At 44.6% G+C, this 21,557-nt stretch carries 26 protein-coding genes and 1 pseudogene; 6 read left to right on the top strand and 21 right to left on the bottom strand.

What is annotated here, in order from left to right; translation table 11 throughout:
- Positions 1 to 92: 92 nt before the first annotated feature.
- Genes VN447_RS22215 through VN447_RS22225 form a run of 3 tightly spaced genes read right to left on the bottom strand, consistent with a single transcriptional unit; the run spans position 93 to position 1,552 of the window.
- On the bottom strand, positions 93 to 416 hold the full coding sequence (locus tag VN447_RS22215; RefSeq protein WP_325528466.1) for a hypothetical protein: 324 nt from the start codon (positions 414 to 416) through the stop codon (positions 93 to 95).
- Positions 376 to 1,308 carry a BREX system ATP-binding domain-containing protein gene (locus VN447_RS22220; protein ID WP_325528468.1) on the bottom strand — a complete coding sequence of 311 codons (933 nt, stop codon included), beginning with the start codon at positions 1,306 to 1,308 and terminating at the stop codon, positions 376 to 378. The genes VN447_RS22215 and VN447_RS22220 overlap by 41 nt, the downstream gene beginning before the upstream one ends.
- On the bottom strand, positions 1,295 to 1,552 hold the full coding sequence (locus tag VN447_RS22225; RefSeq protein ID WP_325528470.1) for a hypothetical protein: 258 nt from the start codon (positions 1,550 to 1,552) through the stop codon (positions 1,295 to 1,297). Before VN447_RS22225 ends, VN447_RS22220 begins: the two co-directional genes overlap by 14 nt.
- Before the next feature lie 131 nt (positions 1,553 to 1,683).
- Here VN447_RS22225 and VN447_RS22230 point away from each other — a divergent pair, with 131 nt between their 5' ends.
- The 5 genes from VN447_RS22230 to VN447_RS22250 are packed head-to-tail and all read left to right on the top strand — an operon-like array spanning position 1,684 to position 5,186.
- Positions 1,684 to 3,582, top strand: a complete 1,899-nt coding sequence (locus VN447_RS22230; protein ID WP_325528472.1) for a DEAD/DEAH box helicase — start codon at positions 1,684 to 1,686, stop codon at positions 3,580 to 3,582.
- Positions 3,539 to 3,982, top strand: a complete 444-nt coding sequence (locus VN447_RS22235) for a DEAD/DEAH box helicase (protein ID WP_325528554.1) — start codon at positions 3,539 to 3,541, stop codon at positions 3,980 to 3,982. Before VN447_RS22230 ends, VN447_RS22235 begins: the two co-directional genes overlap by 44 nt.
- A gap of 15 nt (positions 3,983 to 3,997) precedes the next feature.
- Positions 3,998 to 4,429 (top strand): C-terminal helicase domain-containing protein, encoded by a 432-nt coding sequence (locus VN447_RS22240; protein ID WP_325528474.1) that lies wholly within the window; start codon positions 3,998 to 4,000, stop codon positions 4,427 to 4,429.
- Positions 4,430 to 4,435: 6 nt separating this feature from the next.
- A complete protein-coding gene (locus VN447_RS22245) occupies positions 4,436 to 4,789 on the top strand; it encodes a hypothetical protein (protein ID WP_325528476.1) in 354 nt (117 codons plus the stop codon).
- Positions 4,790 to 4,829: 40 nt separating this feature from the next.
- Positions 4,830 to 5,186: a hypothetical protein gene (locus VN447_RS22250; RefSeq protein ID WP_325528478.1), complete on the top strand. Its 357-nt coding sequence runs from the start codon at positions 4,830 to 4,832 to the stop codon at positions 5,184 to 5,186.
- 243 nt (positions 5,187 to 5,429) lie between these two features.
- On the opposite strand, the gene VN447_RS23345 is transcribed toward VN447_RS22250, so the two are convergent.
- The 5 genes and pseudogenes from VN447_RS23345 to VN447_RS22270 form a co-directional block, all read right to left on the bottom strand.
- On the bottom strand, positions 5,430 to 5,771 hold the full coding sequence (locus VN447_RS23345) for a group II intron maturase-specific domain-containing protein (RefSeq protein WP_414714938.1): 342 nt from the start codon (positions 5,769 to 5,771) through the stop codon (positions 5,430 to 5,432).
- A gap of 99 nt (positions 5,772 to 5,870) precedes the next feature.
- Positions 5,871 to 6,649: pseudogene (locus tag VN447_RS23350) on the bottom strand (reverse transcriptase domain-containing protein); the annotation flags it as partial.
- A 420-nt stretch (positions 6,650 to 7,069) separates the two neighbouring features.
- Positions 7,070 to 7,321 (bottom strand): CpsB/CapC family capsule biosynthesis tyrosine phosphatase, encoded by a 252-nt coding sequence (locus VN447_RS22260; protein ID WP_325528481.1) that lies wholly within the window; start codon positions 7,319 to 7,321, stop codon positions 7,070 to 7,072.
- A 152-nt stretch (positions 7,322 to 7,473) separates the two neighbouring features.
- Entirely contained in the window at positions 7,474 to 7,677 is a 204-nt protein-coding gene (locus VN447_RS22265) for a hypothetical protein (RefSeq protein WP_325528483.1), read from the bottom strand.
- Positions 7,678 to 7,976: 299 nt separating this feature from the next.
- Positions 7,977 to 8,303 carry a hypothetical protein gene (locus VN447_RS22270; RefSeq protein ID WP_325528485.1) on the bottom strand — a complete coding sequence of 109 codons (327 nt, stop codon included), beginning with the start codon at positions 8,301 to 8,303 and terminating at the stop codon, positions 7,977 to 7,979.
- A gap of 324 nt (positions 8,304 to 8,627) precedes the next feature.
- Between VN447_RS22270 and VN447_RS22275 the strand changes: the two genes are divergently transcribed.
- A complete protein-coding gene (locus VN447_RS22275) occupies positions 8,628 to 10,205 on the top strand; it encodes a capsule assembly Wzi family protein (RefSeq protein ID WP_325528487.1) in 1,578 nt (525 codons plus the stop codon).
- 103 nt (positions 10,206 to 10,308) lie between these two features.
- On the opposite strand, the gene VN447_RS22280 is transcribed toward VN447_RS22275, so the two are convergent.
- The 13 genes from VN447_RS22280 to VN447_RS22340 all read right to left on the bottom strand — a co-directional run bounded on the left by VN447_RS22280 (position 10,309) and on the right by VN447_RS22340 (position 21,535).
- Positions 10,309 to 10,749: a VanZ family protein gene (locus VN447_RS22280; RefSeq protein WP_325528488.1), complete on the bottom strand. Its 441-nt coding sequence runs from the start codon at positions 10,747 to 10,749 to the stop codon at positions 10,309 to 10,311.
- Between the two features lie 39 nt (positions 10,750 to 10,788).
- Positions 10,789 to 11,181, bottom strand: coding sequence for an HI0074 family nucleotidyltransferase substrate-binding subunit (locus VN447_RS22285; RefSeq protein WP_325528490.1), 393 nt, complete (start codon positions 11,179 to 11,181; stop codon positions 10,789 to 10,791).
- Positions 11,169 to 11,465, bottom strand: coding sequence for a nucleotidyltransferase domain-containing protein (locus VN447_RS22290; RefSeq protein WP_325528492.1), 297 nt, complete (start codon positions 11,463 to 11,465; stop codon positions 11,169 to 11,171). The genes VN447_RS22285 and VN447_RS22290 overlap by 13 nt, the downstream gene beginning before the upstream one ends.
- Before the next feature lie 335 nt (positions 11,466 to 11,800).
- Positions 11,801 to 12,838 carry an SDR family NAD(P)-dependent oxidoreductase gene (locus VN447_RS22295; protein ID WP_325528494.1) on the bottom strand — a complete coding sequence of 346 codons (1,038 nt, stop codon included), beginning with the start codon at positions 12,836 to 12,838 and terminating at the stop codon, positions 11,801 to 11,803.
- A 45-nt stretch (positions 12,839 to 12,883) separates the two neighbouring features.
- A complete protein-coding gene (locus tag VN447_RS22300) occupies positions 12,884 to 14,200 on the bottom strand; it encodes a UDP-glucose/GDP-mannose dehydrogenase family protein (RefSeq protein ID WP_325528496.1) in 1,317 nt (438 codons plus the stop codon).
- 112 nt (positions 14,201 to 14,312) lie between these two features.
- A complete protein-coding gene (gene rfbD / locus VN447_RS22305) occupies positions 14,313 to 15,140 on the bottom strand; it encodes a dTDP-4-dehydrorhamnose reductase (protein WP_325528498.1) in 828 nt (275 codons plus the stop codon).
- Positions 15,141 to 15,158: 18 nt separating this feature from the next.
- The gene (rfbC, locus tag VN447_RS22310; RefSeq protein WP_325528556.1) at positions 15,159 to 15,719 is read right to left on the bottom strand and encodes a dTDP-4-dehydrorhamnose 3,5-epimerase; all 561 of its coding nucleotides are present in this window, start codon (positions 15,717 to 15,719) and stop codon (positions 15,159 to 15,161) included.
- 66 nt (positions 15,720 to 15,785) lie between these two features.
- Positions 15,786 to 16,661, bottom strand: a complete 876-nt coding sequence (gene rfbA, locus VN447_RS22315) for a glucose-1-phosphate thymidylyltransferase RfbA (protein ID WP_325528500.1) — start codon at positions 16,659 to 16,661, stop codon at positions 15,786 to 15,788.
- 5 nt (positions 16,662 to 16,666) lie between these two features.
- Positions 16,667 to 17,725, bottom strand: a complete 1,059-nt coding sequence (rfbB, locus tag VN447_RS22320) for a dTDP-glucose 4,6-dehydratase (protein WP_325528502.1) — start codon at positions 17,723 to 17,725, stop codon at positions 16,667 to 16,669.
- 359 nt (positions 17,726 to 18,084) lie between these two features.
- Positions 18,085 to 19,236, bottom strand: coding sequence for a DegT/DnrJ/EryC1/StrS family aminotransferase (locus tag VN447_RS22325; RefSeq protein ID WP_325528504.1), 1,152 nt, complete (start codon positions 19,234 to 19,236; stop codon positions 18,085 to 18,087).
- A gap of 22 nt (positions 19,237 to 19,258) precedes the next feature.
- The gene (locus tag VN447_RS22330; protein WP_325528506.1) at positions 19,259 to 19,891 is read right to left on the bottom strand and encodes an acetyltransferase; all 633 of its coding nucleotides are present in this window, start codon (positions 19,889 to 19,891) and stop codon (positions 19,259 to 19,261) included.
- Positions 19,888 to 20,481 (bottom strand): sugar transferase, encoded by a 594-nt coding sequence (locus VN447_RS22335; protein ID WP_325528508.1) that lies wholly within the window; start codon positions 20,479 to 20,481, stop codon positions 19,888 to 19,890. The genes VN447_RS22330 and VN447_RS22335 overlap by 4 nt, the downstream gene beginning before the upstream one ends.
- On the bottom strand, positions 20,465 to 21,535 hold the full coding sequence (locus VN447_RS22340) for a glycosyltransferase family 4 protein (RefSeq protein ID WP_325528510.1): 1,071 nt from the start codon (positions 21,533 to 21,535) through the stop codon (positions 20,465 to 20,467). The genes VN447_RS22335 and VN447_RS22340 overlap by 17 nt, the downstream gene beginning before the upstream one ends.
- Positions 21,536 to 21,557: the final 22 nt, after the last annotated feature.

A 21,557-nucleotide genomic window follows, 5' to 3' on the forward strand; every position in this document is an offset into this window, starting at 1 on the left:
CGTATTTTTTTTTTGCAATTAGTAACAAAAAATCATTAAAATAAAATATTCCCAGGTAGTCATATGACTACCTGGGAATATTAATACATGTCTCAAAAGAAATCGCTGTCTTCTTCCAGTTTTTGCTCATCCAATGTCGCTGCGGCCAGTCGAATATTTTCGTTATATACATACTGCAAATCAAGAGCTTCCAAGGCAGCGCGGACAAAGGTCCGAACAGGCTGAGCCCCTAATTCGCGGATCAATTGTCCCGCATCAAACGACGCCGGCCATTTGTAAGCACGTCCATGGAGTTTTGTCAGAGCGTCAAGCACGGTAACTAAACCAGTGTTATCGACAGGAGCCGCTACCAGGCTCTCCTCACCAATCGCCCGCTCAAAAAAAAATCCCCATTTCTCGTCTGCACTCAGCGCCAAACTTTTCTTCGGCCAATTTTGGCATTCTATTCCGGTCATCCTTGCCACCGCCATACCAGATGTCATCCTGCAGCCGGGTTGCCGCCGCTGCCAGAGTATATATCGGATACTGCATAGACCCCGACCAATTCAGCAACCAGTGCAAATTACGATAGGCTTTCAGTCGCGCCAGCGTACCCAGCCTTCCTGTCAGTTCAACTTCATCAATTAAAATAACCCAGCCCTTATAGCCGCACAGGTGAATTACATCCGCCATCACGCCAAAATAAGCCGTGGCATGTTCGGTCACTTTAAATGGATAGGGAAGTTTAGGCCATCCGGTCTGGCGGCTCTGACGATGAATCCGCTTGAGTTCAGCAGTAGGAAGGCAGATGCCTGTCAAATCGCCATACAACAAGTTTTGGTCTTCGCCGCTGGTATAAAAATAATCCTCCAGCACCAATGCCGGCAAGGGGTGAATATACCGTTCTTCTTCCTGTACCGGGCTGTCGGCCAAATCGGTAATATCTTTGCCTGCAAGCGCCCGCTCCAATCCCAGCATTGTAGAGTCGGGTGTACGCACTCTCGGCGCCACCCGCCCGTAGAACTGCAATAAATTGTGGCAGGAAACCTCACGGCTTAGCGAGACCATGCTGACAGCAAACCCCATATCCAGGGCCGTATGTTCGACCGTAGTCAGAACATGGGTTTTCCCTTGCCCGTATTGCCCCCAGATAATCCGTCCCCGGGGAATACGGCCTTCATAAAAAGTTAATAAATCCACACGAACGCGGTCAGTAAGCTGCTGCCTTAGGTCAGGCAGCTCCCTCGTAGAAATACGGGTCGGAACACCGGCCCTAAGCGACTCTACCGCATTAACAGCCAACAACTGCCCCCTGTCATATGTCTCCATGCTCTTCCCCCTTCTGCTCAACCTGGAACGCACGCTCCATTACCGTTGTACGTAGTGGACTGTGCCGCGTCAGATCAGGTATCTCATCCCGGTAACACCGTCCGAAGCCCCACTCCGAGAACATCGCCGCCATGTGAGCGGCCAGTTTACGGGGAAACTCTTCACCCAGGGCAGCCAGAAACGGCTTGGGGTAATCCTGCCGGGACGAGCGCTTAATCGTCAACAAGTCATAGATAATATCCAACCCCACAGCCCGCCCCGGAACCCTCGCCGGCACTCAATCATTCTGATACCATTGACACTGGCGTGCAGCTTTGTCCCTGGAAAGTATCTGGTTTATACTTCCCACCCGCTGCGGCTGCAGCCATTTTCCCGATGTTTGATTCCCTTACCGGAGACAACAACGCCCCCACCAAACTGGGCGCTGATTTTACATACTGGCAACAAATCTACCGGTTTACCCGTCTAATCATTATCAACAAGCAATTTCTCCCCGGTCTTGTCAAAGAACCCTATGCCTATCGACCAGTCTGGGAACCCTATTTGCCTGCCCTTGCCGGGGAACTGCACCGTCTCGCACAGGCCATGCCGAAAGCCGCCTGCCATCTTGTTCATTATCAATACCGGTTCCCGTCATACGTTCGACCAAATAAAAGAGACTTGTTACTCAGCTTTATCAATGCTATCCTGAATGCCCTCATCGCCCAAGCCTTGTCCGACTATCAAGGACTACCCTTGCCGGGCGATTCACCTGCTGAAATCTGGCTAAACCGTCTTATCTATTCTCCCGACACCGGCTTACCCCTGCCCGCGACACAGGCCAACACGTTATATCTCGGTTTTACTCACTGGCAAACCAGCATAACGGCAGGACCGGAAAGCCTACAGTCCTTCCGCACCTGCTTTCGCCTGGAAGCCCCCCCGGTTACAGATGAAGTCTGGAAATTGTCCTTTTTTATTCACCCGACTGACGACCCCAGCCTTATGCTGACTCCAGACCTGATTTGGTCAACAGAAGGAGATACTTTTGCCTACTTAGACCGGCATCTCCCTAATCTTCAGCAAAAATTACTGCGTGATCTGGACCATGCCGCCAGATTTTACCCGCCGCTCCTTGCCGTATTGGCTGAGCCCTGCCCTACAGCCAGATGCTTGACGACAGAACAAGCCCACGCGTTTCTTGTCGAAGCCGCCGATATTCTAAAGCGGGCCGGATTCGGCGTCATTGTGCCCAACTGGTGGCGCCAAGACCAACCCGGACTCAGCGTCCGCCTCGAAATCGAAGATCAGCCGGCAGGCCGTAGTTTCCTAGGGCTACACTCGCTGGCAGCCTACAGCATGGAAGCCGCCATCGGCGATGCTGGCATCAGCCGGGATGAACTGGAGGCTATTGCTGCCTTAAAGGCGCCCCTTGTCCGCATCGCAGGACACTGGCGGGAAATATCCCCCCAGCAAGCCAAAGAACTAGTAGCACTCTTCCACCGCCATGGTCATACCTCAGAAATTTCGTTCAGCAGCCTGTTGAAACTTACCGCAACCGGCGACCTGAAGGAATTTGATGAACAGTTGTCTACTCCCACGCCGGTCACAACTATTACTCTGCCTGACAGGTTGACCGACCTGTTCCACCGGCTAATGACCGGACAGACGCTTCCGGAGATCGCCGTGCCGCCTGGCTTCCGGGGTACCCTGCGGCCCTACCAGCTACGCGGTCTGGCCTGGTTGAGTTTCCTTGACAGCCTAGGGCTGGGAGCCTGCCTGGCCGATGATATGGGATTGGGCAAAACCATCCAGCTTATTGCCTTTCTATTACATAAAAAAGGGCAAAGGCCCCGCCAGCCGCCTTCCTTGATTGTTTGCCCCATGTCGGTGGCCAATAACTGGCGACGAGAACTTGCCAAATTTGCCCCTGAACTTAAGGTGCTGCTGCATCATGGCCCTGACCGCCTCTCTGGCAGCCGCTTTAGCGAATCAGCCGACCAGCAGGATATTGTGCTTACTACCTATGCCCTGGTCTATCGTGACAACTCTACCTTGGCTGCGGTTACGTGGGCTCATGTCATTCTTGACGAAGCACAAAACATCAAGAACCCATCCGCGCAACAAACCGCTGCCATCATGCAGTTGCCGGCCCGCTGCCGGATTGCCTTGACCGGCACGCCTCTGGAAAACCGCTTAACTGAGTTATGGTCGAATTATCCATTTTACAAATCCTGGTTACCTGGGCAAACTGAAGCAATTCAAACAGCGCTATTCCATTGCTATCGAACGTGACCACAACCATGGCAAACAACTGGAATTGCAGCAATTAATCAAACCGTTTCTTCTCCGCCGCTTAAAAACAGACAAAACCATTGCACCTGACCTGCCGGAAAAACAAGAGACTAAAGTGTACTGTCAACTCACTAAAGAACAAGCTACCCTATATGCAGCTGTCCTGGATGTTATGCTCCCTCAAATCGAAACTGCCGATTATTTTAAACGCAAAGCCCTGATCGCCGCCACCCTGACCAAACTCAAACAAGTATGCAACCATCCGGCTCACTTTTTGCAGGATGGAAGTATGCTGAAAGGCCGTTCCGGAAAACTTGCCCGGCTTGTAGAAATGCTATCCGAATTAAAAGCGGAAGGGCGCAGGGCACTCATCTTCACCCAATACACACAGATGGGCTGACTACTGGAACAACACTTGCAGGAAACCCTAGGTCAGCCTGCCTTATTCCTACACGGCTCACTGCCTAAAACAGCCCGTGACCGGATGGTTGCCGTTTTCCAGGAAGATGACCAAGCCCCGCCCTTCTTCATCCTGTCGCTGAAAGCAGGTGGGGTGGGCCTGAATCTTACGCGAGCCGACACCGTTTTTCACTATGACCGCTGGTGGAACCCGGCAGTAGAAAACCAAGCCACCGACCGCGCATTCCGTATCGGTCAGACCCAGAATGTCCAAGTCTATAAGTTGATTGCTACCGCCACGTTAGAGGAGAAAATTGACGAGATGATCGAAGACAAAAAACAACTTGCAGATACCATCGTCGGCGGCAGCGAAGCCTGGCTCAGCGAATTGCCGTCAGCTGAACTGAAAGCAATTCTGCAGTTAAAATCAAACACTTGGGAGGGTTGACTTGTTATGACTACAGGTTGGACCAAGGCACTGGCTTCATGCGGCCTGGACAGCCGCCTTCGGCGCGGCCGGGCCTATGCTCACCAGGGCCACGTGATGGATATCAAAATAGGTAAAGGCCTGATTGAGGCCAGAGTGCAAGGCTCCCGGCCAAAACCTTATCGTGTGAACATTCGCCTGAAACCGTTCACACTGGCACAGTGGAATATAATCATAGAATCGTTGGCCAGCCAGGCCGGCTTTGCGGCTAAACTGCTGGCCGGTGAAATGCCGGAAACTGGAAGATTTTTTTCATCAAGCCGGCTTTTCCCTCTTTCCTCAGACTCCGGCAGATCTTCCTGCAGAATGTTCTTGCCCTGACTTTGCCAACCCCTGTAAGCATATCGCCGCCGTTCTCTATATGTTGCGACAAGATTTTGGACGTGATCCTTTTTTAATCTTTGAACTGCGCGGCAAAAGCCGCTCTGATCTAATGCGCGACCTGGCCCGGCAGCGAGCCTCCATAAACCAACTTATTAAGGTGGCCGCGCCCCCCCTCAGCCAGTCTGAACCAGATATTCCTGTCGATGGTAACGCCTTTTGGGAAGCCTTCGGTGAACTTGGCCATATCCCCCTAGATCCAGCCCCGTGTCAGACAGAATCTATCCCGGTCCTTAAAGTCCTGGGACCGCCTCCCCACTGGCCGGATTCTCTTGACTTTTTTACCATAATGAGCCCTATTTACCACCATATTTTCAAAAAAATGATGCCTCACTAACCTCAATAAAATAAAAAACCGGTGTAACATTATCTGTTTCAACGGTTTTTAAAAACTATTTTTATGGCACTCGAATTTAATTATCCCTCAGAGCCCTCCACCGTGACAAACGGAAATATATCATTAAGGTCTATTTGTATCTAGTATATTGTCAAGCAATCGAGTAGCCGGAGGCCTTGCGGCCCCAAGCCCTCACAGAACCGGACGTGCCCTATTAAGGCATCCGGCTCTTCACTCCATTATTTACAGAACGTAACTAAGTCCCTCTTTTAATGCACGTATGTTTACATAGGTTTTGACCTGAGGCAATGGGTACTTTTTAAGGAATAGATTGAATTTATCCCAACCAAAGCTCTTACGCTGACTTCGTCTGTTTAGCCATTTGAATATCAGTCTTTTAACCTCGTCAACAAAGTTACTGACTGCCGGCCTGTTTCCAGTTACACCGTAGTATCGGCAGTATCCCTGAAGCTTGATTTTTAATTTCTTCATGAAGTCTCTGGTAGGCATATGTCTGTTGTCCTTAATCCAATCCTTGCATCGAAGCAAACTAGCCCTATATTTCTTCTTACTGGTTTTCCTCATGATGCGGATTGTCCCATCACTACCTGCACATCGATAATGAGTGAAACCAAGAAAATCGAATGCCTTGATTCCTTCCGCATTATCACTATCATCATCGTCTTTTCCTAGATATATAATCTTAGTTTTCTCGTCTGCCACTTCCAAATTGAATTCTTTTAACCGTACTATCATCTGTGAGTAGAATTGTTTCGCCTCTTCTTCGTATTCAAAGCAGAACACTGTATCATCAGCATATCTGACCATATACGCAGAACCCCTACAGGCTTTCCTAATCTTTTTCTCAAACCAGAGATCCAGTACATAATGCAAGTAAATATTAGCCTTAGTAGGTTGGGATCCGTTATTCGGTGCTGTAGGAATTTCAGCATCCATTCGTGGTCTACATGATCGAAGAACGCTCGTATATCTGCATCCACTACATAATTGATTTCCTTCTTATTTAGGATCATATTCAAGACTTTTAGAGCATCATGACACCCTCGGTTAGGTCGAAAACCAAATGAGCATTCCAAAAAGGATTGCTCATATATCGCGTTCAGTATCTTAGCCAGTGCCGACTGTACAAGTTTATCCTCATACGCTGGTATTCCTAAAGGCCTTTTCTTATCCGTCCCGGGTTTAGGAATATACACTCTTCTGACTGGTTGAGGCTTGTATGCCTGCCTTTTCAGGCGAAGAACTAAATCTGTTACATTGTACTCAAGATTTAATTCATACTCGTCCTTTGTCACTTGGTCTATCCCTGCAGATTTCTTTCTACTCATTTGTTGGTGGCAGTCTTTGATCGTTTCTTCGTTGATGAGATGGGCAAGAGATGTAAACTTTTCATGCGGTCGGGTTCTAGCTACCTCTGCTATCCTCGTTAGTTTCGTTTCCATACGTTCCCTACCTCTGTGTGTAGAATATGTTTCTCTTTCAAGGCCAATGTTGTGTTACCGCCTTCCCTCCACAGGCATTACCCTGCTTCCTCGGTAGTATGCAGTAATCTGACTCCCTAGTGCATTCGGCTTTCTCACTTTATTATCACTTGGTGGCCTTACTTCCTCTGTGTAAAGAGCTACTAGGGTCTCCCACGTTGACGCACCATAACTATGTGTAGCATGCCAAGGTCACTGACCCCGGGGAAGTCAAAATATTCTTGCATAGCGAATATTTTTGATGTTGTTTTCTACTCGGTTCACAGTATCAACCTTCCCGATTAGGATTTCGAGGCTCTATCCCTTCAGCTTTCGCTTTCGGCCTACTACCTTGCTGTCTACGCTTAACGCCATAGGTTACCCTATGACGCCCAAGACTCGCTATGAGTGATTTGCTAGATCTTTCTCAGTGGGGTTCCCACCCACTATATGGTGCGCCCCTGCGTGGCGCACGAACCGTCCCCGCTGACACCTATCCCAAGAAGGCAACCACTGTCCTTCAATTACATGAGGCGTGGCGACTATAGCCTTTGTACCGTTTTTTTGAGCAATTTCCAACATTTTGAGCGAAGTATCTAAGTCTTTCGCACCATCGTCAATTGCAAGGATGATGTGACAATGCAAGTCTAGCATTTAATAGTAAATCTCCTTTAAGAAGGTAACTTAAACTTTCAGTGTAGCTTTGTACGTTTGCTTTATCAATCGTTCACTTTAACAAAAAACAAACTCCAGGCATCTTTTTACCTGGAGTTTTATCAACTACATGCGTTACATACATACCTTTATTACTTTCTGTTTTTCAGGCACCTTTGGGCAAAAGAACAATATTCTTCCATAGTCTCAATAAGCGCCTTACGCTGATCTGAAGATGAATCTTCAAGATTGCAGCTGCCCAATACCTCTCGATACATATCCTGTAGTTGATAATTGCGGTAACCTAATTTTAAAAGCTGCTCTTTTAAAGATTCAATGCGTTCTGATCCTGTCACCTGCTATCCCCTGCCTTACATGAAAATTTCATGCTCTAAATGTCTTTCCTAAACATATTTCCTACAATATTAGTATATAAGTCCTATTGACAACCATCTATACAGATTATAACTATGTAGTTTGGAAAAAACAATCAAAACTTTTCGTATTATTATTACAATTAGTAACAAAAAAATTCATTATAAATAAAATATTCCCAGTTAGTCATATGACTAATTGGGAATATGAAGACATGTCTCATAGAAATCACTGTAACCACAGCCGGCAGCTTTAGTACTGACTCAGCTCAACAAGTGAATTACTTCGCCCGTTTTAATCCTTGAATTTCAGCTTCCTGACGGGTAGTACGTGTTGCCAATACGTCAAGCACGTCCGAATGATGGGCTTGTGTCGTCTCTATTTTGTCAACCTTTTCGCCAAGTACACTAACCATATTAACAATATCGGCAAAGCCGTTCTCCAGCTTAGTGTCAAGAGTTGCTATATCCTGTTTCAAACCGACAACATCCTGCTTTAAACCAGTAACATCCTGGCGCAATTCCTCTGTAACAGCATTATTATGGCCTACCATTTGAATAAGTTGTACCATCATTTTTTCAATGTGGTCAAACCGTTCTTCACTCACACTAACCCTCCTCGCCCTGCTTAATGCCTGTTAAGGTTTTGGTGCACCTTTACTCCTTGAAGTTCCGGGCATCTCCATCAATAAAAATCATTTTACTATAACTTCAATCTGTTACGCTGCCATTTCAGGTCTTTCCCAGTATGCCTTTATTATATCATATTGGACATCACTTCCCAAGAGCATTATAGCAGAAGCGATGTCTTCCGGATTAAGATCTATAAATCTCTAAATTCTTTTGTATTAGAGATTTATTTTACATTAAAGGATTTATTTTACATTAAATTGAATTTAAAAGTAGATATAAATTAAGAAAGGACGTTAGTTATGATTTCAAAATTATTTAAGTGCACGGCACTGGGTATTGGATTATCTTTAGGACTTACTTTATTTAGTCCTATATATCCAGCATCTATTACTTGGGCATCCGCCCAACAGCCCCTTCGGCATCAAGTATCGCCTGACATTCCTCTCCAGAGTTATGTTTATGATTATTTGGACAAGCTCGATGGCCTTGGATATCTTAAAGATATGCAAACAGGTACAAAACCATATACCAGATTACAAGTGGCTCAGTGGGTTGAGCAGATATCGGCAATGGCGAAAGAACAGCCGGCCATGCCCAAATATGTCGAGAGTATGCTAAATCAGCTGCAGGTCGACTTTCAGCAAGAACTAGATTTCCTAAACGGCAGCAAACTCAAGCATTCACTGGCTGTTAAAGAAATAACTCTCACAGAAACATATTATGACGGCGATACACTGTCACAACACCGTACCCGCTCTACCTATCAGCCCTTAAATATTAATAATGATAGGAACCGGTTTTCCCAGAATTTAAATCACGAAATATCCATGCGAGTAGAGGGTACTCTTAATGACCATTTAGTAGTTAGTGCTACGCCAAAGTTTACTTATGGTACTGATACTCATAGTGATACACAGCTAGCTGCAGGATATATAAAAACAAATATCAATAATGTTGAATTTCAATTGGGCAAAAAACCTGTATGGTGGGGACCTGGCAACAGGGGCGGACTGTTACTGACGAATAACGCCCAGCCGCAAACCGGCATAACAATAGGTAATATTGATCCGGTAACCCACAACGGTTTGCTTAAGTTTCTTGGACCAACCAATGTAACCGTTATTTATTCAGAAATGGAAAAAGACCGGCAGGACGTAAAATCTCCTTCTTTTTTTGCTTCCAGAGCCGATTTTACCCCCAGTAAGAACTTCACTTTTGCTTGGTCTCTAGCCTCGATTGTAGGCGGTGAGGGTAAGTCCCTTTCGGGGAGAGATTATCTTGATTTTATTACAGGAAAAAACGCTGAGACTGCCGCTCAAGATAAATGGAACTCAATTGCCGGATTTGATTTTCGCTGGCGTATGCCTCAACTCGGCGGCATACAATTCTATGGTGAACTGTATGGAGAGGACCAGGCAATGGCGGTAATAATCCCGACACCGTCGAAAGTAGCTGAGACATTGGGAATATATATTCCCAGAGTATCGGCGGACGGCTCATGGGATGCCCGCCTAGAATATGCCCATACCACGAACGTCTGGTACAGCCATTCAGCATATACGGACGGCTACACATACAAAGGCAATATTTTAGGCGATGCCATGGGGCATGACGCGAACAGGTATTATGCCAAGTTAACGCACTATAATGATAATGGCTCCAGCTTGTCATTAAACCTGGAAAATGTCACTCAACATCTTAGCGCTCCTTCTCCGCAAAAAATTTCTGCTGCATGGCTGGCAACTAAAATTAACCTTGATACTAATACTTTTCTTAATGCATCCGCAGGTGTTGCACAAATAAAAAATAAAGGGTATCAAGCAGGAGTCAGCGACAAAAATTATTTAGTCGGTGTTAGTTTAACAAAATTGTTCTAAATTTTTTTTCAATACTAAAAATCCCCAAAAGGTCCTGCCACACGGCAGGACCTTTTGTAATTACTCGTTATATTCCTATTATTCCACTCACAGTTTTCAAAGGTTAATTGGGTTCGCCGGTCTTTACCCGTCTTTTTGAGAAAAGAAGAATAAACCCAACAGCTGCAATAACATCCAATACCACATCACCAAAGCGGCTGCTACGCCCCAGGGTAAACCCCTGGTGAATTTCGTCAATCAGTGCAAATAAGGTTATCACCATTACCGCTTTAGGCACCGACCTATTCATTGCCCAGTATAGCGCAATTCCAAGAAACCCAAATAAAAATATATGTCCAAGCTTATGAAGAATATAGTCAGGATGCGGACTAATACTATAGGAAAAAAATCCGGTAGTACCCCATTTTATTGAATGCTTCATGATCCATACACGAAATTCAGGAGGTACAACTTTCCCGAAAAATACCAAATTGGGGATATTAGATAATACCGAGATAGCTACCATTAGGCCAACAACCAGGTACCAGTATCGTATCTTTACCATTGCTGTTTCTCACCTTTGCCCTCGTAAACCGGTAGCACATCACATTTTTTCCTGCATATGTTCATGCCAGCACCGCAGTAATACTGAATAAGCATGCAACCGACTATATATCTCGACAGCCAGAGCCTCATTATAGGTATGGACAGTTAGGTTTCGGTCATCGGCCATTTTTAAAGCCATAACTGCTTGGTTCTCCGTTAGTAGGCCGGTTTCCCGGCAAGAACGAATCACGCTTTTTGGTGATCCTAAGTCCACCCCCTCTACCTCAAATAAGAAAGATTTCGCGGCTTTCCAAATGGCTTCAAACGTAAACTCAAAACGCTGAATTGCAGCATCCCGCTCCATTGCTGATGGTTGAACAATAGCCATAACCTCTTCCAACCTTACTAAAGCACTCTCAGCTACGGTCATCCGTTCCCTTAATCGTTCCATACAATACCCTCTCTCTGAACCTTAGTCAGTAGTACCGGATCCGCTTTAGATAGATTTACTACATCCACCCGGTAAGGAACAATGGAATCTTCCAATGCAGTTCGGATATCAGAAATAATCGCATCATCCACACCCTCCCGGCAAACTATCGCCAAATCAATATCAGATGTCCTCCTCGCCTCACATCGGGCCCAAGAGCCGAAAAGATACACCTCAACAGGCAAATCTTTTACAATAGAAAAAACTATATTCTTTACCTCTTGTAAAATCTCAGATTTATTCATAGACTTTAACCCTGATCAATTTCTTACACTTAATAGCGCTATTGCCCACGATACTCATCTCCCTAATCATCCTTTTTACTATTATACCAGTTTTCCAGTAAATATAAAAAGGAGCAAGATTTATAAAGCCCAGCTCCCAAGTCTATTTGCCTAATATCCCACTAACAGTATTTTTCTAATAATTTCCTATTTATTCCGGTTATCTCTGATAGCTTTCTACCTGAGAAACCGAAATTATCCTTTAGCTTAAGTACCAGTCCTTACGAACGTAGCGCCCCGGTGACATGCCAGATTCGCCCAGGGCGCACATACATTTTTTAAATTACTATAGGCTTTTACTTCACTTTATAATACTCATAGTACCAATCGGCAAACCGCTGCAAGCCATCTTCTATTGTTGTTTCAGGCTTAAACCCTACGGCTTTCTGTAACAAATCAGTGGAGGCGAAGGTAGCAGGTACGTCACCGGGCTTGATAGGCTCAAATATCTTATCAAATACTACTGCTCTGCCGGTAGCCTTGCTTAAGCACTTCTCCAGCGTTTGAATAAATACCATCAGTTTTTCGGGACTGTTGTTGCCTATATTAAAAACTTGATGTGGTGCAGCATTACCCTCAACAGGAGCGTTATAAAGAAGTCGCTCAATCCCCTCCACGATGTCCTCGATATATGTGAAGTCTCGATAGAGGTCGTTTTCAAAATCACCATTGTTGAATATCTTAATTGGCTCTCCTGCAAAATACTTCTGCGTGAATCCGAAATACGCCATGTCCGGCCTCCCCATTGGGCCATACACGGTAAAGAATCGCAGTCCTGTAGCCGGAATCTTATAGAGATGGCTATAAGTATAAGCCATCAATTCATTTGACTTTTTTGTGGCTGCATAGAGCGAGACAGGATTGTCCACAAAATCCGCTTCTGAGAACGGTACTTTTTTGTTTGCGCCATAGACAGAGCTGGATGATGCGTAGACAAGGTGGTCTACAGGATTATATCTGCAGGCTTCAAGGATGTTAAAAAAGCCGATCACATTGCTTTGGATATATGCATCCGGGTTTTCAATTGAATATCGTACACCGGCTTGGGCTGCAAGATTAACCACAATATTCGGCTTGTATTCCTCAAAGGTCTTAGTGATAGTGTCTTTATCTGAAATGTCACCCTTAATGAAGGTAAACTTCTCAAAAGGTCTAAGTAATTCCAGGCGAGCGTACTTAAGATTAACATCATAGTAGTCATTTACATTATCAATACCTACCACCTGACAGCCCTGTTCCAGTAGTTTCCTGGATAAGAAGTATCCAATGAAACCTGCTGCTCCGGTGATGAGATAGGTTTTGGTTGTATCTAATAGTTTGCAGGCTGGTCTCATTTGCGTTTTTCTCCTCCTCTATGGAATAAGTATTTCCCTAGTACGTTAGTTTCTACCAATGGAATAATACTCTACTCCCGCTTCTTTCATCTCTTTCACTCCATAAATATTCCTGCCGTCATAAACCAGAGGCGTTCTCATAAGCTTCTTATACGCCTCCGGTTGCACAGCTTTTATCTCGCCCCACTCAGTAAAGATAAAGCAAACATTAGCACCTGCTAAAGCTGCTTCCACATTTTCAACATACTTAATACTTCCTCTGCCATTTTCGCCCTCTGGGTATACCCCCTTGAAATTATCCATACCAACAGGGTCATAGGCATTAATTTCTGCTCCCTGTGACAATAATAAAGGTACATTTTCTAGAGATGGCGCTTCTCGCAGATCATCAGTCCCAGGCTTAAATGTAAGCCCAAGAACAGCTACCTTCAGACCATTATAAGTGATTAATCTCTTACTTGCTTTTTTATAGAGTATTGTCTTCTGGTCACTATTCACATCAATAGCAGCTTTAACTGTTTTAAGTTCATAGCCGTGCTGTTTTGACAGATACTCCAAAGCTTTGGTATCCTTTGGGAAACATGAACCACCGTAACCGATACCAGCATTTAAAAATTTACCGCCAATGCGCTCATCAAAGCTCATACCCTTAGCCACATCCTGAATATCAGCACCGACAAGTTCACACAGGTTGGCGATATCGTTCATATAGGAAATCTTAAGCGCCAGAAAATCATTCGAAGCATATTTGATCATTTCGGCTGACCTTCTGCTGACAGACACTATTGGTAGCTTGAACGGCTCATAGATCTTTGTGAGTATTTCTTCAGCCCATTTACTTTCCGTTCCTATAATAATTCTTGCCGCCTGAAGCGTATCGCGCACCGCTGTACCTTGTGCCAAAAACTCCGGATTAGACGCTACTTCAACTTTTACATCATTGACCAGAAAGTCTTTGATAAACTGTTCCACTTTATCATTTGTACCAACAGGGACTGTCGATTTTACTACTACAAGGCAGTCTTTTTCTATAGTTTCTGCAATCTGCCTGGCAACTGTAGCTATATAAGAAAGATTGGCGGAGCCGTCAGGCTGTTCAGGGGTGCCTACACCGATAAAGATAGCATCTGCATCCTTGTAAGCAGTAACGTAGTCGGTGGTGTAAGCTAATCTACCTGCGGCATAATTTTTCTGCATTAATTCTTCAAGACCAGCCTCATATATGGGAGAGATACCTTGCTTCATCATATTTACTTTATTCTCGTCAATATCGACACAGGTTACTTGATGACCGACTTCGGCAAAACAAACACCTGCCACTAAGCCAACGTAGCCTGTTCCTGCTACCGCTATTTTATACATATACATACCTTCTTTCGCATTTAACTATACTATTCAAATCGGACTGACAGTAGCGTACCAGGCACCGCTGATCGTAACTTATCCTACTAACTGATTTACAAAGACATAAGTATCACCGCTCTAAATATTCACGTAGGGATTCCTGCCAATTCCTCATGGGATCGCCCACCGACATCCTCAGCATATAATTATCTAGTACCGAATAGGCTGGACGCTTAGCCGGTCGGACAAATTCCGCCGTAGTTACCGGGACGACCTCAACAGATTTACCTGCCTGGCGGAAAATTTCGCAAGCAAACTCATACCAGGAGCATTTACCCTGACAAGTAGCATGATAGGTACCATAGGCATCACTTGCTAACAGCCGGAAAATCGCCCAGGATAAATCAACAGTGGATGTCGGCGTACCTACCTGGTCATGGACAACGCGCAACGAAGGATTTTCACCAGCCAACCGCAACATAGTGCGGACAAAATTGTTACCATCTCCATATAACCAGGCGGTGCGCATAATATAATGCCGTCCAAGGATTTGACGCACTATTTCTTCACCTTGCCATTTAGTCCGGCCATACACTGTCTGCGGGTTAACAACATCGAATTCACGATACAGCTTACTACTGGATCCGTCAAAGACATAATCAGTGCTCACATACACCATGCGTGCGCCAGTTTCCAGACAGCCAGCGGCCATATTTTGTGCCCCGATGACATTAACACGAAACGCTCCGTCAGGATCAGATTCAGCACCGTCCACGTTGGTATAAGCAGCACAATGGATGACAGCCTGAGGTTTTACATCCCGGAGCAAGGACATAGTAGCCTTATTATCCGTAATATCCAGTGTATCAACATCGGTCAACACTAACTCATGGTTTTGCCCCTGTTTAGCAATCTCTCTGCCAAGCTGACCGTGTGCACCTGTCACTAAAATCCGCATAAAAACCGCCTCCTGTATTTACTCTCTGTCGAATTTAGGCAGTCGTTCCAAGGCAATATCGCGCAGCCGGGGATATTCTTTATCTTTACTCGAAAGTTCAACAGCTGACAGCGGCCATTCGATCCCGATATCAGGATCGTTCCAGCTGATGCCACCCTCAGCTTCCGGCGCGTACACATCACTACATTTATAAGTGAAGTATACAGTATCACTTACTACACAGAAGCCATGGGCAAAACCTGGCGGTATCCACAATTGCCGGTGATTATCACCAGAAAGTAAGGCGCCGGCCCACTGACCAAAAGTTGGTGAACCAACCCGGATATCTACTGCCACATCAAATACTTCTCCCTGGACAACTGATACCAGCTTACCCTGAGCATGCGGATTCTGATAATGCAACCCCCTTAATACACCACGGGTAGAAAAAGATATATTATCCTGCACAAATTGTTCATTAATACCAATAGCTTCATACCGCGATTTCTGCCATGTTTCTTGAAAAAAGCCACGAGTATCACCGAATACCCTGGGTTCAACAATTACTACACCCGGCAATTTTGTTTCTATAATCTTCACCATAGTCAGCTCCGATCGCTCGATATTCTATCCAAAAAGCCTGCCGTTAATGGCAGGCTTATACATTCACTCTCCGGCAATTTTCAAGAGATATTGGCCGTACCCATTTTTCTGCATAACACTGCCTAATGCTACCAATTCGCCGCGTGATATATAACCCATGCGATAAGCGATTTCTTCCGGACAGGCCACCATTAGCCCCTGACGCTCCTGGATAGTTGCAATGTAGTTAGATGCCTGCAGTAGTGATTCGTGTGTACCTGTATCCAACCAAGCATAGCCGCGACCTAAAGTTTCAACCCTAAGTGTATTCTGTTCTAAATACAAGCGGTTTAGATCAGTAATCTCTAATTCACCCCGGGCTGACGGCTTGATAGCTTTAGCCAGCTCAACCACATTTCGATCATAAAAGTAAAGTCCGGTAACTGCATAATTGGATTTAGGATGAACCGGTTTCTCTTCTAAACTGATGGCCTGCCCCTTGCTATCAAACTCAACTACCCCGTAACGCTCAGGGTCGTTTACCCAATAGGCAAAAACAGTTGCACCAGTAGCTTGCTTTGCCGCTTCCTGCAGCTTCTGACTAAAGCCATACCCATAAAAAATGTTATCGCCCAAAATAAGTGCACAGCTGTCATCACCAATAAACTCTTCGCCAATAATAAATGCCTGAGCCAAACCGTCAGGACTTGGCTGCACGGCATAGGATAAATGAATGCCCCACTGCTCGCCTGTACCAAGTAAGTTAACGAAGCATTCCCGGTCCTGAGGGGTAGTGATGATTAAAATATCCTGAATACCAGCCAATAGTAAGGTTGACAACGGATAATAGATCATTGGTTTGTCATAGACTGGCATTAGCTGTTTACTAACTGATTTTGTTGCTGGATACAGACGAGTGCCTGATCCTCCGGCCAATATAATCCCTTTCGTTACTGTCACTTTTGCTACTCTCCCATCCCAAGTCGTTCACGGCGATAGCTGCCATCTGTAACCCTCTGACACCACTCACTGTTGTTGAGATACCAATTTACAGTTTTGACAATGCCTGTTTCAAAGGTTTCCGCCGGTACCCAGCCAAGCTCCTGCTGGATTTTCGAAGCATCAATCGCGTACCGTAAATCATGACCTGGACGATCTTTAACAAAAGAAATTTGCTCTCGATAGGACTTCCCATCACGACGTGGACGGTTAGCATCAAGAAAGTCGCACAAGGTATGAACAATACATATATTGGTCATTTCATTATGACCACCGATATTGTATTTCTCACCTACGCAACCTTTCTCTAAGACTGTTAAGATAGCCTGACAGTGATCTTCTACGTATAGCCAGTCACGAATATTCTGTCCAGTCCCATATACCGGAAGCGCCTTACCCTCTAAGGCATTCAGAATCATTAACGGAATTAGTTTTTCCGGAAACTGGAATGGACCATAGTTATTTGAACAATTTGTCATCAATACCGGCAAGCCATAAGTATGGTAATAGGCACGCACCAGATGATCAGAAGCAGCTTTGGATGCCGAATACGGTGAATTAGGAGAATAGGGTGTTTCTTCGGTAAAATAGCCGGTTTCTCCTAGAGTTCCGTATACTTCATCGGTAGAAACATGAAGGAAGCGGAATTGAGCTTTCCGGTAGTCGTCAAGATTACGCCAATAATTCCTTACTGCCTCTAGCAGGGAAAAAGTACCGTTAATATTAGTTTCAATAAAGGCGGCCGGACTGTCAATTGAACGGTCAACATGCGATTCAGCTGCAAAATGTACTATTGATGTTGGTAGATAGTCAGACAGAATCTTGCCAACTAATGCTTGATCGCAGATATCGCCTTGAATAAACGAATATTGTGGATTTAACTCGATATCGCTCAAAGAGTCCAGATTTCCTGCATAAGTGAGTTTATCCAGATTGATGATTCTTGCATTGTTCAGTCTCAAAGCCATATGTATGAAATTACTGCCGATAAAACCTGCCCCGCCTGTAACAAGAATGGTATTCATAAAGATCCTCACTCTCCATTTTTAGCCAACTGTATTTGATAAAAAAGCCAGTTCCACTCAATGGTTTTAAATCATTCTATGTAAACCAATTGATAAACTTATGGATACTTTCTTCAAAACTCTGTCCGTGGGCTATACCCTAGTAGCTTTTTAGCTTTTGTAACATCCGCGAAAGTGGTTTTACATCCTCTGTCTGCAGAGGCATTCTATTTAACTCAGCCTTTTTCCCAACTGCAATCCCTATAGCTTGTACCATTCTACTTAGAGTGATTGTATTCTCTAATTCACCTGCAAAGCAGCATGAAACAGATACTTCTTATCGTTACGCTATCTATATTATCGATAAAAGATTATTACTATCATCTCACTAAACTATTTATAGCGTTGATAACTCTGTCTTGGTCGTCAAGCGACATGTTTGATCCTGAGGGTAAACAGATACCCCGCTGAAATAGAGCGTCGGATACACTATTATCCTCATAATGAGAATAATAACCACAATTTTTAAATATAGGTTGCAAGTGTAATGGTTTCCATACCGGGCGGGACTCAATATTAACATCCGCGAGTACGTCCATTATCTCAGTTGCTGTTACTCCGGATTGTCCATGATCTATAGTCAATGTCGTTAGCCACCGATTCGACATCCCATAAGGGGCTTCTGGCATAAACTCAAAACCTGGTATATCTGATAGAGCCTCAAAATAACGTTTAAAAACTTCGCGCCGCACCCTGACTCTATCATCCAGTACTTTCAATTGCCCCCGACCGATAGCAGCTAGTACATTACTCATGCGATAATTATAACCTATTTCACTGTGCTGATAATGCCGTGCAGGATCCCGGGCCTGCGTTGCCAAGAATCTTGCTTTCTCTAATGCCATCAGATCATCGGAAACTAGCATTCCGCCCCCGGATGTAGTAATGATTTTGTTGCCATTAAAAGAAAAAACACCAAACTTACCGAACGTTCCACTTGCTCTACCGTTATATGTTGAGCCAAGCGACTCCGCCGCATCCTCAACAACCGGCACTCCATAATTATTACATATTTTCAGCAGTGGATCTATATCTGCGCTCTGTCCATAAAGATTTACAATAATTACAGCTTTAGGGAGTTTTCCTTTCCTGCCAGCCTCTTCAAAAGCTCGCCTTAGGGCTATTGGAGACATGTTCCAAGACTGTGGCTCTGAATCGATAAAAACTGGTACACTTCTTTGATAAAGAATTGGATTTGCACTTGCCGCAAAGGTTAAAGAAGAACAAAAGACCACATCATCGGGTCCGACGTTCAATAGTTTCAGAGCTAAATGTATTGCCGCAGTACCTGAACTAAGTGCCGCCGCCCCTTTTATTCCTACATAATCGGCCATCTCACGTTCGAATAAATCAACATGCGGACCTAGTGGTGCTATCCAATTCGTTAAAAACGCTTCTCCTACAAATTCCTGCTCATACCCACTCATGTGTGGCGATGAAAGATATATACGCTTGCTTTTGTCCTCTATCACAGAACGTACCTCCACATCATAATTAAATATTCTGTTTTAAAGTTCTGCCAGGATTTCCAACAACGACTACACCGTCAGAAATGTTACGAATTATAACACTTCCCGCCCCGACTAAAACATTTTTTCCAATTTCTATCCTAGGTATTACGGAAGCGCCTACTCCCATCCAACTAAATTCGCCCACCTTTACTTCTCCAGCTACGTGGGCTCCCGGAGAAATATGAACACCTTGTGCAAGTTCACAGTCATGATCCACGGTTGCGCCAGTATTAATTATACTTCCGCAACCAATTTTTGCCCTTGCATTGACTGCTGCTTGCGCAAAAACCACTGTTCCCTCGCCAAGCTCAGCAGATTTACTTATATAGGCAGAAGGGTGCACGATAACTGGTAACCTATATCCGAACTGTTTCACCTGATATAACAGCTTGGCACGGGTCAAATTATCCCCAATACCAATAGCCGCATCAAAATATTGGTCTACTAGGTCGATGGCCATCTCAACCTTACCAATTACCGACCACCCGGCTACGGTTGAAATTGATGGATATTTATCATCTAAAAAGGCGATTTTATCCCATAGCCCCGTCTCTTCAGCTGTTTCCGCCAATACTACACCATGCCCACCGGCGCCTAATATCAAAAGACAAGTCATATACCGGTACCTCGAAACTTTTCCATGGTTGCATGCCCCCGCTGACTAATCCCATCACGTTTAAAAACTTTTAACACGGTCAACCAAAGTATTTTAATATCCAAATAGAACGACCAGTGATCAACATACCATACATCCAGTCTAAATTTTTCTTCCCAGCTGATTGCATTTCTTCCGTTTACCTGTGCCCAACCTGTTATACCAGGCTTTACTTCATGACGGTGAGCTTGGTCAGCAGAATACAACGGTAGATATTCCATCAGAAGAGGTCTTGGTCCTACCAAACTTAATTCTCCATGAATGACATTGATCAATTGTGGCAATTCATCCAGACTTGTACGGCGAAGAAGCACTCCAAAATTTGTCAAGCGCTCTGGGTCTGAAAGTAACTTACCATTTTTATCACGTGCGTCAGTCATTGTTCGAAACTTGTAGATGTAAAATGGTTTTCCGTGTAAACCCGGTCGTTCTTGTTTAAAAAGAACCGGTGAGCCAAGATTGATTCGTATCAATACTGCTACAACCAATATAATCGGTGTTAGGAAAATCAAAGTAAAAAATGCCACCAAAAAATCAAATATTCTCTTCATGCATTATCAAACCCATTGTGTTTAAGATTGCTTTATTCACTTTATGTACGTCGTATTTTTCCAATGCTATACGCCTACTTTCCCCACCCATAGCAGTAATTAAGCCAGGTTGAACAATGAACCTTTCCATTGCTTGTGCTAATGCTCTACTGTCTTTAACCGGAACCAAAAAACCATTCACCCCGTCCTGAACGGTCTCTTTACAACCGGGAGAGTTGGTAGTAATAATGGGCTTTCCCATAGACATGGCTTCTAGAATTGATCTGGGAGTTCCCTCCGGATAGAACGATGGCAAAACATATACACTTGCATTAGCGATATACGGCCTAACATCTGCTGTTTCACCTAAATAACGCACAAGTCCTTCTTCCTCCCAAGCATGAATTTCATACTTGCTAATAGCGGACGGACTAGTTTCGATACTACCTAATATTGCAAATTCGACTTCAGGAAATTTTTGCCTGATCAGTTTTATGGCAGCAATGTAATCGTGAATACCTTTTTCTTTGATCATTCTGGCAATCAGTAGAAAGCGTACCGGATGGGTCTGGGCTTCGCATAACGAAAACCGTTCTGTGTTTACTCCTGACCCGTTAATCAATACCGCCTGCTCATCCACAATCAAACTAATCTTTCTAAAGCAATTACGATCGTCGGGGTTTTGAAAAAAAACTTTGTTATTGCAATCAAGCGCAATCCTATAAAGTATTTTTACGAATAAACCTATAAGCTTTTGACGCACCGTATCATTCCCAAAGGCATATCCCAAGCCTGTAATCATCGAATATACGTTTTTAACACCAGCAAAGCGGGCAGCTAGAGATCCGTAAATGACAGGCTTAATTGTATAAGTAAGGACTATATCAGGCTTAACTTCCTTGATGATCTGTATCAAGCGAATTAGAGCACCTAGGTCTTTTAATGGATTCATACCTGTTCGCTGCAACGGAAACGTTCGATATGTTGCGCCAAGTCCTGCAATTTCATCTTCGAACCCCTGTTCCGGGGCCAGGGCAACAACCTCGTGGCCTTGTTTTATAAAAGCTCTGATCATATCGCCGCGAAAGTTCACTAGC

Source organism: Sporomusa sp. (assembly GCF_035561155.1).
GTDB lineage: Bacteria > Bacillota > Negativicutes > Sporomusales > Sporomusaceae > Sporomusa.